Annotated in this window: 14 protein-coding genes; 8 read left to right on the top strand and 6 right to left on the bottom strand. The window is 38.4% G+C overall.

The annotated features are described in order from the left end of the window. Positions 1–4 precede the first annotated feature (4 nt). The 4 genes from AC1EKB_RS01805 to AC1EKB_RS01790 all read right to left on the bottom strand — a co-directional run bounded on the left by AC1EKB_RS01805 (position 5) and on the right by AC1EKB_RS01790 (position 4,065). On the bottom strand, positions 5–394 hold the full coding sequence (locus tag AC1EKB_RS01805) for a cold-shock protein (protein WP_016635790.1): 390 nt from the start codon (positions 392–394) through the stop codon (positions 5–7). 129 nt (positions 395–523) lie between these two features. Next, positions 524–2,527 carry a sensor histidine kinase gene (locus tag AC1EKB_RS01800; RefSeq protein WP_415694165.1) on the bottom strand — a complete coding sequence of 668 codons (2,004 nt, stop codon included), beginning with the start codon at positions 2,525–2,527 and terminating at the stop codon, positions 524–526. A gap of 2 nt (positions 2,528–2,529) precedes the next feature. Beyond that, complete coding sequence (locus AC1EKB_RS01795) at positions 2,530–3,270, bottom strand: response regulator transcription factor (protein WP_415694164.1); 741 nt, start codon at positions 3,268–3,270, stop codon at positions 2,530–2,532. Between the two features lie 60 nt (positions 3,271–3,330). Next, positions 3,331–4,065, bottom strand: a complete 735-nt coding sequence (locus tag AC1EKB_RS01790) for a hypothetical protein (protein ID WP_481248677.1) — start codon at positions 4,063–4,065, stop codon at positions 3,331–3,333. A gap of 159 nt (positions 4,066–4,224) precedes the next feature. On the opposite strand from AC1EKB_RS01790, the gene AC1EKB_RS01785 reads away from it, so the two are divergent. After that, a complete protein-coding gene (locus AC1EKB_RS01785) occupies positions 4,225–4,518 on the top strand; it encodes a WXG100 family type VII secretion target (protein ID WP_016791927.1) in 294 nt (97 codons plus the stop codon). 124 nt (positions 4,519–4,642) lie between these two features. On the opposite strand, the gene groL is transcribed toward AC1EKB_RS01785, so the two are convergent. Continuing rightward, the gene (gene groL, locus AC1EKB_RS01780) at positions 4,643–6,268 is read right to left on the bottom strand and encodes a chaperonin GroEL (RefSeq protein ID WP_481248676.1); all 1,626 of its coding nucleotides are present in this window, start codon (positions 6,266–6,268) and stop codon (positions 4,643–4,645) included. A gap of 309 nt (positions 6,269–6,577) precedes the next feature. Then, positions 6,578–7,258, bottom strand: coding sequence for a LytR C-terminal domain-containing protein (locus AC1EKB_RS01775; protein WP_481248675.1), 681 nt, complete (start codon positions 7,256–7,258; stop codon positions 6,578–6,580). 133 nt (positions 7,259–7,391) lie between these two features. Here AC1EKB_RS01775 and AC1EKB_RS01770 point away from each other — a divergent pair, with 133 nt between their 5' ends. From AC1EKB_RS01770 to AC1EKB_RS01740, 7 genes are all read left to right on the top strand, one after another. Continuing rightward, positions 7,392–8,093: a uracil-DNA glycosylase gene (locus AC1EKB_RS01770; RefSeq protein ID WP_116438462.1), complete on the top strand. Its 702-nt coding sequence runs from the start codon at positions 7,392–7,394 to the stop codon at positions 8,091–8,093. Positions 8,094–8,213: 120 nt separating this feature from the next. After that, a complete protein-coding gene (locus AC1EKB_RS01765; RefSeq protein ID WP_415694160.1) occupies positions 8,214–9,350 on the top strand; it encodes an AAA family ATPase in 1,137 nt (378 codons plus the stop codon). Then, complete coding sequence (locus AC1EKB_RS01760) at positions 9,347–10,363, top strand: DUF58 domain-containing protein (protein WP_481248674.1); 1,017 nt, start codon at positions 9,347–9,349, stop codon at positions 10,361–10,363. Before AC1EKB_RS01765 ends, AC1EKB_RS01760 begins: the two co-directional genes overlap by 4 nt. 18 nt (positions 10,364–10,381) lie before the next feature. Further along, the gene (locus tag AC1EKB_RS01755; RefSeq protein WP_481248673.1) at positions 10,382–10,930 is read left to right on the top strand and encodes a hypothetical protein; all 549 of its coding nucleotides are present in this window, start codon (positions 10,382–10,384) and stop codon (positions 10,928–10,930) included. Positions 10,931–11,007: 77 nt separating this feature from the next. After that, on the top strand, positions 11,008–12,147 hold the full coding sequence (locus tag AC1EKB_RS01750) for a vWA domain-containing protein (RefSeq protein WP_481248733.1): 1,140 nt from the start codon (positions 11,008–11,010) through the stop codon (positions 12,145–12,147). Next, positions 12,144–13,181, top strand: a complete 1,038-nt coding sequence (locus tag AC1EKB_RS01745) for a vWA domain-containing protein (protein ID WP_481248672.1) — start codon at positions 12,144–12,146, stop codon at positions 13,179–13,181. Before AC1EKB_RS01750 ends, AC1EKB_RS01745 begins: the two co-directional genes overlap by 4 nt. Further along, positions 13,148–13,801 (top strand): DUF6466 family protein, encoded by a 654-nt coding sequence (locus AC1EKB_RS01740; protein ID WP_481248671.1) that lies wholly within the window; start codon positions 13,148–13,150, stop codon positions 13,799–13,801. Before AC1EKB_RS01745 ends, AC1EKB_RS01740 begins: the two co-directional genes overlap by 34 nt. The last annotated feature ends 178 nt before the right edge of the window (positions 13,802–13,979 follow it).

Genomic DNA, 13,979 nt, shown 5'->3' with positions numbered 1-13,979 from the left:
ACTATTAATCTTGTACGTCAAAATTATCTGCTACAGCACGCAATAAATGCGCAAGCTTTTTAGATTCTGCACTAGATGGATAATGGCGTCTGCGCAAGCCGTTGCCAGCAGAGTCCAAAAGCTTAATAAGGTCTTCTACGATTGCAGCCATATCTTCTGCTTTTGGCCTTGTAGCTTTTACAAGCGAAGGAGCAGAAGCTACGAGTGTAAGTCCCATTGCTTGCGGGCCTTTACGCCCTTCTACAACAGAAAATTCCACACGCGTACCTTTACGCAATTCCTTTATTGACGATGGCAATGCAGAAGAAGGCAAAAATACATCCTTGCCATCTTCATCTACTATAAAGCCATATCCCTTTTGGGAATCATACCAACGAACACGCCCGTTGGGCATAACACACCTCACTCAAATTCACTAAACTTTATGCGAATCATCAATTCTACTACATCCACATAACTCTACAGATTCACACTTTTTAATTGTAGCGCATGAATCTAGAACAACCTAAATAATCTAAGCAATCTAAGCAATCTTCTTGTTTTCAACATCACTAATAGAGCCACTTGTAAGCATTTTATTTGATTTATCTACAATACTTTCTTTGCTCGCATTATCGTTATTATCACTATTATCGTCAATAATAACATTTGGCAACACAACTGTAAGAGTTAAACCGTGAGGCTTAGAATCCAAAGATTCATCTCCATTCATTGTTATGTCTGCAGAAATATCTGTAGCAAAATCATCTTGGTTAGTTCTATACGTACAAGACGTTGTTGCGCAAATCAAACCGCGATGAGCTTTAACAACAGATTGTGCAATAGACATGCCTAAGCCTGTACCGCCCTTTTCTCTAGCTCTAGAAGGATCAGCAATATAGAAACGCTCAAAAATATGAGGCAGCGATTCTTCTGGAACTCCAGGACCGTGATCAACAACCCTTATAACAACATAAGAGCTGCCAGCACCTGTTGATTGGCTAACTTCTGCAGCTTCCAAAAAGTCCTTAAGAGACTTAGAAACAGAGCTCATTTTTTGCAAAGCTTCTGGAGTAATCGAAGCCTTAAAAACGCCCATTCCTATTTCTACAGGAGAATTACTTGGAGTATAACGATGAATATTTCCAACAATATTAGTAAGAACTTGACGTAACCTTGCTCCATCGCCCTTTATAGTAACGTTAGGAAGCGAGCCGGGAGTAAAAATAAACTTTCTATCAAGATTACAATTTGTAGGCTTAGAGCAATCCATTAGCTTTAAGTCGTCTGCTAAATACAATGTTCCTTGCTGAACAACTCTAACTTGATCAAGCGCGCGCAAATCATTAGCAGCATCTTTAAGAATTGGAGTTACATTAACAGTTTGAGAAACATTGATTCCTCGCCCCTCGTCAAATCGCGCTAGCGAAAGCAAATCTTCAACAAGCTCCGTCATTCTTTCGCTAGAAGCCTTAATGTGAGCAATTGAATCATCTGCCTTATCTTGCTGACCAGCAACCCCTCTCCACATGTAATACAATTCTGCATAACCGTGAATCGCAGCTAGTGGCGTTCTAAGCTCATGACTTGCATCCGAAACAAAACGCTTCATCTTTTCTGTCATTGCTTCTTGATCGTTAAAGCCTTGCTCAATCCTAGAAAGCATTGAATTTAAGCTTGCTGCCAAAGACCCAACTTCTGTATTTTCTGGAGCAGATGGAACTCGTCTGCTTAAATCTCCAGAAGCAATTTTAGAAGCTGTTTTTTCTATTCTTTTTAGCGGAACAAGAGTTGATTGAATAATCAAAGCAGACAAAACTGCACCAAGCAAAATAACAGTTATACTAACCATTAAGCAATAGCGCGTGAGAGTATTTAGAGTATCCATTTGATCGCTTAGAGAAAGCGCTATATAAACGTAACCTCTAACGTGCATTTCGGAGTTGTAACCACTGCGATTACCCCATGTAAGAACTAATACGCGCCACGGCGACTGAGCAACCTTTGCAGTCGCTTCATCAACGCTTTTAAGGTCGCCATGAACAACAGCAGGAGATGTAAACGGCTTTCTTTTTATAACAACGCTGTTGATTTCGCCATCTTCTGGCAGCGTTGGCATAGAAACAACGTCTCCTTTAAGCGGAGGAACCAAAGGCGTTGTAATAATTTTGTTATTAGTGTCTCGAATTTGCAAGAAATAGTCGTTTGGTCCAACAGTTGGCTCTTTTGAATCCTTTTTTCTAAGCAAATCAATATTGTCGTAAATAAGCTGAGCTTGATCTGCCAACTGAGCATCAGTTTTATCTAACAAATAGCTTCCAACTAATTGCCTAATCGACAAAGATATACAAAATGCTGCAATAGTTAAAACTACAAGCGTACATGCCACTAATCGAGTGCTTAACGGTATTGCATCAAAATGTTTACGTATCCATTTTGCTGCTTTATGCTTTTTATTAGGATTATTGTTTTTGCTTTTATAATCCGCATTTGCATTAGCAACTTCTGGATTATAAATAGCGACTTCCGCAGACTTGCCACTATTCATAATCAGGCTTGACCTGCCTTTGGTACGCGAATCATGTAACCAATTCCACGCTTAGTTTCAATAAGTGGAACGACTTTCTTTATAGAGCCATCGTCATTCTTAATCTCAATACCATCGATTTTCTTTCTAAGATAAGAAATATACGATTCAACGATTGCTGCGTCTCCACCCCAATCGTATTGCCAAACGTGATTAAGAATCTGGCTTTTAGACAACACTCTGCCTTCGTTATCCATTAAGTAATGCAAAAGCTTGTATTCCGTAGGGCTTAGCTCGATTGGAACTCCAGCTCTAGAAACATCGTGCGAGTCCTCATTAATCTCTAAATCTGCAACGCGCACAACAGGAGTGTCTTCTTCTGGCTCTTGAGTTCTGCGCAAAATTGCTCGGATTCTAGCAACTACTTCTTCTAGGCTAAAAGGCTTTGTAACGTAGTCATCTCCACCAACTGTTAAGCCCATAATCTTATCTTGAGTATCATCTCTAGCTGTAAGAAACAGCACTGGCACTACTACACCATTTTGGCGGATTCGCCTTGTAACAGTAAAACCATCAATATCTGGTAGCATAACGTCCATAACAATAAGATCTGGATGAACCCGCTCTATAACCTCGATTGCTTCCGATCCAGAGGCAGCGGTTTCTACGTCAAATCCAGCAAAGTGCAACGATGCAACCAAAAGTTCACGAATTGAAGGTTCGTCATCGACCACAACAATAGATGCTTCTACATTCTTACCCATACTGTTTAGCATCACTTATAAAGCTGAATGTTTCCTGAGTGTTTCCTGGAAAAAATAATTTTATTTATGCGATGCGTGCCTACGCTTAGCTTTTCTAAATCCTAGTTTAACTTGCTTTAGCACATAATTTCTTCTATAAAGTACAATCGCAACAATTACAAACAATGCTGCAATCACAACAATCATAACAATAGTTGCAATAATACTTGTTGAAGGCGTAACCGCCGTTTTTTTAGCTCTAGAAATCTGCTTCATAAGCAAAATCGCAGACTTAGCCCAGTCAGCACCTTGCGCGTTAACTAATGGCCTGTAGGCTGCATCCGACAATAAGTCAACCGTTGTTTTTCTTTTAAGCCATTCATCGGAATTAGGCGAAACTGCAACAACAAGCCTTCCTTCATGAGTAGCAATTGCTAAAAGAACAGTGTTTGGAGCTGGATTCGTGCTTGTTAATAAATCACTAGCCCACTTTGATGGGTCTTTGCTGCCGCTAAAATTAGCTAAATAAAGAAGGCGCACAGATACGCCTGTTTGCTTTTTTGTGCTAGCAATCATATCAGAGACTTTTGCAACGGAATCCCCTAGAAGATTTTCCGTATCTGTAATTGAATCAGTAGCAACAATGCCATAATTATTAGAGCTTTTATTTGCTAGATCACCATTTTTTGATTCATCTTCCGCAAAAGCAATGCTTGCAAATAAAGCAATTTGGCTTAAAAACGCAAGCATTATAAGTGTGCATAAGCCTTTAACCACATTAGTAAAAAAATCTTTGTCAAAATCGCTTAATGGCATATATTCATAATACCGTGTTTTTAGATTACAAGAAACAATAGCAAAATTGACTTTTAGACGCATCTTTTTATACAAGCATTATTTTATACAAGCATTAGAGAACGCGGAAATAAAAAAAATATAGAAAACACATACATTTACAAGCATTAAGGAGTAAAAATGGCACAATTTAGAGTAGACTCAGAGCAAATTCAGCAATCAGCTGCAGCAGTCGGATCTTCGATTAATGCGATTAGAGACGCAACAAATGGAATGTACGCAAATCTTCAACAGCTGCAAAGCGTGTGGACTGGCCCTGCTGCCACTCAGTTTGCAACAACTGCTGGGCAATGGCGTGCAGCACACCAACAAATGGAGCAATCTCTAGAGGCGATTCAGCTTGCAATGCAAAATGTTTCTAACATTTACATGGATACAGAAACACAAGCAACTTCCTTGTTTGCAATGAACTAAACAAAAGTCACAAATCAAAAATCACAAAAACAAAAACAAAAACAAAAAACATGAGCGGCAAAGCCAAAACTTTACCGCTCATGCATTAATAACTAAACAGAATGAATTAAATCATTAGCCTAATTTAGTAGCCCATCTCTGCGCCGCCTGCAGGAGCTGCAGCTGGCTTTTCTGGCTTGTTAGCAACAACAGCTTCGGTTGTTAAGAACAAACCAGCAATAGAAGCAGCATTCTGTAGAGCAGAACGAGTTACCTTAACTGGGTCGGTAACGCCAACAGCCATCAAATCTTCGTAAGCGTTAGTTGCAGCGTTAAAGCCTTGGCCTTCTGGAAGCTCGCGAACCTTGTTAAGAACAACATCTCCAGAAACACCGCTATTTTGAGCAATCTGCTTGATTGGAGCCTCTACAGCGCGGAACACGATTGCAGCGCCCGTAGCTTCTTCGCCCTTAAGATTTGCGATTTCGGCAGACTTCTCAACCTTTGCAGCAGCTTGAACAAGAGCAACGCCACCGCCTGGGAGCAAGCCCTCTTCGATTGCAGCCTTAGCATTACGCACTGCATCTTCAATGCGATGCTTGCGCTCCTTGGCTTCTACTTCTGTAGCAGCACCAACCTTAATAACAGCAACTCCACCAGCAAGCTTTGCAAGACGCTCCTGAAGCTTTTCGCGATCGTAATCAGAATCGGTATTTTCGATTTCGCCGCGAATCTGAGCAACACGAGCCTCAACGTCTTCCTTAGAGCCAGCACCAGAAACGATAGTTGTTTCGTCCTTAGAAACAATCACCTTAGATGCATGACCAAACACAGATGCATCGATAGAATCAAGCTTTAAGCCAAGATCATCAGAAACAACTTGAGCACCAGTCAAAATTGCCATATCTTGAAGCATTGCCTTACGGCGATCACCGAATCCTGGAGCCTTAACAGCTACAGTGTTGAAAGTGCCACGAATCTTGTTAAGAACAAGAGTTGGCAAAGCTTCGCCATCAACGTCTTCCGCAATAATAAGCAATGGCTTACCAGACTTCATAACAAGTTCCGCAACATGAACAATGTCTTGCTGGCTAGAAACCTTGCCAGAAGTGAGCAAAATGTATGGATCTTCCAAAACAGCAGTCTGATCTTCTGCGTTAGTTACAAAGTAAGGAGAAATGTAACCCTTATCGAAGCGCATGCCTTCTGTAAAGTCCAAATCAAGACCAAACTTGTTGTTGTCTTCAACAGTAACAACGCCGTCTTGACCAACCTTATCTAGAGCTTCTGCAATCTTTTCGCCAACTTCTGGGTCGGCAGCAGAAATCGTAGCAGTAGCAGCGATTTGATCCTTTGTTTCAACGTCTTTAGCAGATGCGAGCAATTCCTTAACAATTGCTTCGGAAGCTTTTTCAATGCCACGGCGAAGAGCAATTGGATTGCTTCCTGCAACAACGTTCTTTAAGCCTTCGTGCACCAAAGACTGAGCTAAAACGGTAGCGGTTGTAGTGCCGTCGCCTGCAACGTCATCAGTCTTCTTAGCAACTTCCTTAACTAGTTCAGCACCAATACGCTCGTATGGGTCTTCAAGGTCAATCTCTTTAGCGATTGAAACGCCATCATTAGTGATTGTTGGAGCGCCGTAAGACTTATCGAGAACTACGTTACGGCCCTTTGGTCCAAGAGTGACCTTTACTGTATTTGCAAGCTTATCAAGACCAGCAAGCATACCCTGGCGGGCATCCTCTTCATAGGCAATAATCTTTGCCATTATTCCTCCACATAAATTAACTATGGACACTCACTCATGCTTCTTCTAGCTAATCAACCGTCAGCTGTTGACTAAACCGTTAAACTGAGTGCTAAATGAAGATTAGCACTCTACATGCCCGAGTGCCAACTATAATCAAAAATCTATAGAAAAAATCTATAGTATAAAATCAAAAATAGCCAATCAAAAAGCTACTTATTGTAGTTTTTCAATTGACTATTTAAGTATTTATTTATTAATTAAATTTATTACATCACTTGTTGCGTCACTTATTTAATGCACTCGCACATATGCAATCTAATTGCACATTTACTTGCACAAAACAACAACAATAGTGGTTGCTATTTGATTTGCAGGCTCAACATTGCTAATTCCAAGCGTCTTAGCAATATCTTCAGCAGCAGATCGATTCTCGTCTCCCTTATACCAAACAACGGAATCAGCAGGAACGTTTCCAGAAGGATTTGCAGCTTCTACGCTTGCATAGCCTGCTTGCTTAAGCTTTGCTGCTTCTTGAGCCGCATGACCCTGAATCTTTGTTGCGTTAACAACTCTTACTGGAACAGTCTTGTTAATAGGTTGTTCAGAAGCTTTTGAGTCGCTTGCATTATTGTCTTTAGAATCCTTAGAGCTATTATCATTTTTATCTGTTTTGTTTGACTTATCTTCTTTTACTGGATCTCTATCTTCGTCTGAATCGTCATTAGCATTATCAGACTTGCTCTTGTGCTCATCAATCTTACCGTTCTTAGTGCTAGAAGACTTAGCAGTTGTTGACTGATTTGCACTCCAAGGTAAACGAATATTGTTGATTTCTCCAGACATAATAGCCCATGCAAAAACGCCTAAAATAACAGCCATAACTACGACTACTACATATGGGAGCAATACAGCATACCAAGCGCGATTTCCGCGATGAACACCAACAGGGCCTTCTGGTGGATTATCAAAAGCATCTGGCGTAAACGACACGTTCTGCTTATGCGCCATAATTGCATCCCTTCTAAAAACTATCTAAACAATATGAATCCATATTAGCGAATGCCGCGCACAAAGCGTAAAAAATTTATTTATTTTTATATTTGATTTTGGATTTATCACCCTTGTTTTAGAGTTGATAATCATGAATATTAAGCATAGAAAATCTTTGCACGAACTAATAGACCCAGATTGGGCAAATGCTCTTGAACCAGTTGAGCCGCAAATCCACAAAATGGGAGACTTCTTGCGCGAAGAGATGGCATGCGGAAGGCGATTTTTGCCAGAAAGTCATAATATTCTTAGAGCTTTTACTATTCCATTTAATCAAATAAAAGTTCTTATTGTTGGTCAAGACCCTTACCCTACTCCAGGCCACCCCGTTGGTCTTAGTTTTTGTGTGGATGCTCGCGTTAAACCTTTACCTAAAAGTCTGACTAATATTTACAAAGAATTAGTTAGCGACTTAAATGTTCCAATGCCTAAAAATGGTGATTTAACACCTTGGACTAAGCAAGGCGTAATGCTTTTGAACAGATGCCTTAGCGTAGAAGCTGGAAAAGCTAATAGCCATCAAGGAAAAGGTTGGGAACAAATCACAGATGCTGCAATAACCGCGTTAAATAATCGTAAAGATGCTAATGGCAAACCACTTCCACTTGTGGCTATTCTTTGGGGCAGAAACGCTCAAAGCCTAGCACCTCTTCTTACAAATGCAATAATTATTCAATCCCCTCACCCAAGCCCACTTTCTGCTTCAAGAGGATTTTTTGGATCAAAGCCATTTTCTAGAGCAAATCAAGCATTAATATCTCTAGGCGCAACACCAATTGACTGGAGTTTATAGAAATCTAAAGCACATAGCAAGCACATAGCAAGCTGTAGTTTATAGAAAAACGAGTAAAAACTTGCCAAAAATAAAAACTAAAAACATCTAAGGTAGCGCACATCAGTTAAAATAAGACGCATGGCATTATTCCCTCCACAACCAAATAGTCAAAATAATAGCGCAAATACTGGTGTTTTCTCTCTTCCACCTCAACCGCGCATACCTGCTTCTAATGGTGTTGCTTCTAGCACAATAGACGAAGTAAATCAGCCAATATCTGCAGGCGTGTCTAACGAAAGCATTAAAAAAGCGCAAGCAATAGCTGCCATTCTTCGTTCCAGATTCACGCAAACGCTTGTAGGCCAAGATTCACTTAGAGAATCACTTATTTTGACGCTTATTGCTGGAGGCCACATTCTTATTGAATCAGTTCCAGGACTTGCAAAAACAACTGCCGCGCAAACTCTTGCAACAGCTATGTCTGGAAGTTTTAAGCGAATTCAATGTACTCCTGATTTAATGCCATCAGACTTAGTTGGAACACAAGTTTTTGACTTTGCTTCTCAAAGATTTACAACACAAATCGGCCCTATTCACGCAAACGTGATTCTTCTAGACGAAATCAATCGTTCTAACGCAAAAACACAGTCCGCTATGCTAGAAGCAATGGCCGAAGGCGCAACAACAATCGGCGGAGAACGCATTAATCTGCCTCAGCCTTTTATGGTTATTGCTACGCAAAATCCTATTGAAGAAGAAGGAACATTTAATCTTCCAGAAGCTCAAATGGATCGTTTTATGCTTAAAGCAGTTATGACTTATCCTTCACCTAGCGAAGAAGTAAGCATGTTGGAGCTTCTAACAAACAGAGGAAGTGACGTTTTTAATCCTCAAACTCTTAATAGTCAAAAAATAAGTTTGCAAGATATTACTTTTTTGCGCGCAGCTGCTAAGCGAGTGCATGTTTCGGAAGCTGTTATGAAGTATGCTGTAGATATTGTTGCAACTTCTAGAGGCCAAGGAAGTCATCCTCTTAAAACTATTTCTTCGCTAGTTAGAATGGGAGCAAGCCCTAGAGCTTCTATTGCTTTGATTCGCATTGGTCAAGCTCAAGCTTTGCTTTCTGGAAGAGATTACGTTATTCCAGAAGATGTTAAAAAGTTTGCTCACGAAGTTCTTAGACACAGAATTCTTTTGACTTTTGAAGCTTTAGCGGATTCGATTACTAGCGATCAAGTTATTGATGCAATAGTGAAGACGGTTCCTGCACCATGATTTTTGCAAAACTGCTTAACTCTTATTCTCATCCAACTTTTTTTGCTAATAATACTAAAAGAAGTTTGCTATGCTCCGATTCATCTAAAAAAGTTAGAAGAAAAATCGAAGTGTTAGACAATCGCCTAAATTTGCCACTTGCAAAAAAATCTTTAAGCATTTTCGAAGGAGAACATCCTTCTAGTCAAAAATTTGGCAATGGCGACTTAGTAGACGTTCACGCGTGGCAGCCTGGAGACGAAGCAAGAATGATTAATTGGAAAGCCAGCGCAAGAGTTGGCGAGCCAATGGTTTCTTCTAGACAGCGCGAATCTTCTTCTAAAACTTGGATTCTTGTGGATTCTAGCGTAAACATGAATGCCTCTTGCGCATCTAAAAGCAATGAATACTTGTATGAAATTGCATCCAACACAGCATGCTTTTTTGCGTCTTTAAGCTTAAAACGCAACGACTCGCTTAATTGCGCCTTATTTGACGGAGATAATGTTTTAAGAATTCCATCTTGCAGGAATCTTCCTGATTTTGAGCGCGTATTAGATAATTCTTTGTTCAAATCTCGCAAAAATCCTAGAAACATAAATGCAATTATTGATTTTGCTAATTCAATTACGCAAAAACATAGTTTAATCGTAATAATTACGGACGAATACGCTATTTTGCAAAAACATTTTAATGATTTACAAAAAATCGCAAGTTTACATTCTTTAATAGTTGTAACAATAAATCCCGTGAATCCATTTAACGCGTCTAAAAATATTCCAATAGTTGATGGAACAACTATGCGCAAAATACCATCATTCTTAGTAGATGATTCATGCTCTAAGGAAGTAAAAGCGCATAGAGCATTTATAAACAACGCTTTGCACGAGTGCTTAAACGCTTCTAAAGCTTGCCTTATACGAGGGGCTTCCAGCAACCAAATATTCCACTCTTTAGCTAAATTTATTTGCAACGCAACTTTGCAAAATAGCGTTTTTAATGTTAAGAAGAATCAAGATTTACTCTTGGAGTAGTTTGGGTTGGTGCAATCAGTGAGTATTCTTAATGTTCAAAAGGTTTTAAACGACGAAACAATGCTACTTGCTTTTATTGGCTTAAGCATAATAGTGGCAATTTTTGCAAGCATAATGCTCTACTTTGCTATATATAAAATCAACACTAAAGTTAATGCTAAAAAAGATTTAAAAGATGCTGCTCATACTCTAAATGCAAATAAACAAGAATGGCGTAAAAAAATTGAGCAAGTTGTAGCTGAATACAACCAAAACAAAATTAAAAAAGATCAAGCTTTTGCAAAATTAGCTCAAATTGCAAGACAATACGTTTCAATAATCAGTGGCGAAAACATTAAATCACATACTCTTTCAGACATAAGTTCGTTTAGAAACTCTTGGAAGAACACGCATGGAGCAGACTTATTGCGCCAAACGATTGCAGCACTATACCCTCCTGAATTTGCAGATACTAAGTATAATAATCAAGCTAAAAATACGGATGTTGATCAAGGCGCAAGGTGGGTTCTTGTTCTTCTTGAAAGTTGGAAAACAAAGGAAAATAAGCCAAAGGAGAATAAAAAATGACATTCTCCAATTTAGACTCATTCATTTTTGCAATATCGAATTTTGCAATATCTGAGTTTTCAATCCATGATTTAGAAATGAGCAAAATTTTTGCTTCAACACTATTTTCAATGCGATTAAAATGGCCACTAATCTTTGTTTTTGGCGTTTTAATAAGCGTAATTGTTGCAATATTAGCGTTTGCGATAAGTGAGATTAAAAAACGTAATTCTAAAAACTACAAAATTAAATCTTCCAAAATATTAGAAACAAGCTTTTTAACGTCTTTTTCTTTAGACGAAGACCTTAAAGGAAGCATATGCTCAAGAAGATGGCGATTATGGAATATTTTGCGAAGAACATGTGCTTTAATGCTTTCTCTTACGCTTTTATGCACACTCGCTATTAGCGCAAGACCTTCTAGAGTTTTAGATGCAAACGAGCAATCGAGTTCTAGAGATATTGTGCTTTGCTTAGACGTTTCTGGCTCCACTCTTCCCTACGATTTAGAAGTTATTAACGCTTACTTAAAATTTGTTGAGCATTTTCAAGGCGAGCGCATTGGCTTGAGTATTTTTAACTCAACGTCTAGAACTGTTTTTCCACTAACAGACGATTATTCGCTTGTTAAAAAGCAATTGCAATACGCTTCTAAACTCTTAGACGGAGTTCAAACTCAAGACAAAATCGACAATATGCAACAAAAGCAGTATCAGCAAATTTCTACATGGCTTGATGAAACTCAAAATCGAAAAGAAGCAACGTCTTTAATCGGAGATGGTCTTGTTAGTTGTGCTGCAATGATTCCTGGAGTTGTATACGGCTCTTCTAACAATTCTAAAATGCCTCATAATCGCCTTAATCGTAGTGCTTCTATTGTTTTAGCAACAGACAATGTTGTTTCCGGAAAGCCGTCTTATTCACTTAAAGCAGCCTTGGACTTAACAAAACAAGCAAATATTCAAGTTGATGGATTGTATTCTGGGTCTGCTCAAACCGAAAACGAGGCAACCACTAGGCAAATGCGTGATCTAATTACTCAAAACGGAGGTATTTTCTTAACACAACATAACGCTGATTCTGTAATGGCTTTGGTTCGTAAAATCGAGCAGCAACATACGAGTATTCCAAATGATTCATCTCAATCAGCTTTAAGCGATGACCCTAGTATTGCAACAATTTTGGCGGTTATTTTTGTGTCTCTTTGGCTTATTTTTGCAAGAAGGATAAAACGATGAGAATATATTTTACTTGGATTTCGTTAATCTTAATTGCAATTCTTGCTGTTTTAGCACTATTTGAGATTTTCCCACTAAAACGCAACTCTTATAGCACAGATGAAACTGTTTATATGCGTGTTCGCAGAGTTTTAATATGCGTTTTGCTTGCGATTTGCGCATTATGCCCATGCATTATGAAAAGCACTTTTCAACGCTCTCTTAACGCTACAAACGTAATATTTGTTTTAGACGTTACTGGCTCTATGAACGTTAATGATTCTAAAGACTTAAATAACAATCGCACTACTAGGTTTAACAGTGCAAAGCAAATAATAAAGCAAGTGACGAATAATTACGCAAATGCAAGCTTTAGTGCAATAAGGTTTGGAGCGTCTTCTAGTGTTGACGTTCCACTAACTCCAGACGCAAATGCCATTGAAAATTGGGTTAACACCATTAACACAGAGCCTGTTGGAGTTTCAAACGGAACGAGCTTAGACGCTCCTCTAGATAAGACTCTTCTTGCCGCTCAAGCGATTCACAACGCTCATCCTCAAGATGTTACTGTTTTGTATTTAATTAGCGATGGCGAAGAAACTACTAGCAGAAAGCGAAGAACGTTCTCATCTTTGCGCGGCTACATAAATCATGCTTACGTAATTGGTGTTGGCTCTAAAAATGGCGGAAAAATACCAAATAAAAGCACTAAGTTAGATAATTTAGACGATATTAATGTAACTGATTCTTCTATAAAACAGTCTGAAAAATGGGTTATTGACCCTTCTACAAAAAAGCCTGGAATATCTAAAATGGATTCAAAAAATCTTAAGAATATTGCAGACGAGCTTAGTGGAAAATATATTGATTCTAGTAAAGACCATTCTATTGGCATAGAAGCAAAGCAAATTCTTTCTAAGCAATGGAGACAAAACAACACTGTTAAACCAAGGCTTAGGCCTGAGCCAATCGTTTGGCCGTTTGCTATTCTTGCAAGTGTATTAATTCTTTGGGAATTGGCATGCTGGATTACAAAATCGAGGAAGCTTATATGATTAGCAAAATCACACCTAAGTCATTCCTAAGATTTTCTATTATTGCAATATCTTCTATTGTTATATTTTTATGCATGGTTTCAATCTATTTAATTGCAACTAATCTTAAAGCAGAATCAACGTATAATGCTGCTACAAAAAGTCTTATAAACAACATAAATGCATCGAAAAAAGTTGATGCAGATAAAGAAACGTTGGTTGTATCTCAAAAACAGGTTGATGACCAATTTAACAAAGCAAAATCGCCTTACACGATTTTAATGCCACACTTATTAAAGAGCATTAATCATAACGCAATAATATCTAAAGAGCTTACTAAAAGCTTGCAAAACCAGCTTAACCAAGATAAAAAAGATACGGATTCTAATGCGCAAACAAACCAAAATAATCGCAAAAATATGACTAATAAAGCGCAAGAAAAATCCAACAAATCCAGCTTAAGCGATTCGCAAAAAAGTAAAATTCAAGACTTGCTAAAGCAAAATAATCAAAGCGATTCTAGCCAAAATTCGCAAAATCAATCAGATCAAAATAGCGATGATTCCACTAAAGACGAATCAAACAAGAATGAAAAAACTAAGTCTTCTAAAAAAGAAGATTCCAGTAATAAGCCTTGGTAGATTGCGATAAAAATAAAATCAAAATAAAAAATAAATCAAAAACACAAAATCCTTATATTTCAAGGCTTATAGCCTTTAACCACATTGCAAGAATTTTCGTGACTATTTGAAAAACATTGTGTGTAATGTTTGTATGCACATATTTAACGACTACCAGTGGCTGTTAGAAAGGACAGAA

The sequence above is a fragment of the Gardnerella sialicivorans subsp. sialicivorans genome, assembly GCF_056746795.1.
The sequence above is the reverse complement of the archived record's forward strand: the minus strand, read 5'-3'. Positions and strand labels throughout refer to the sequence as shown.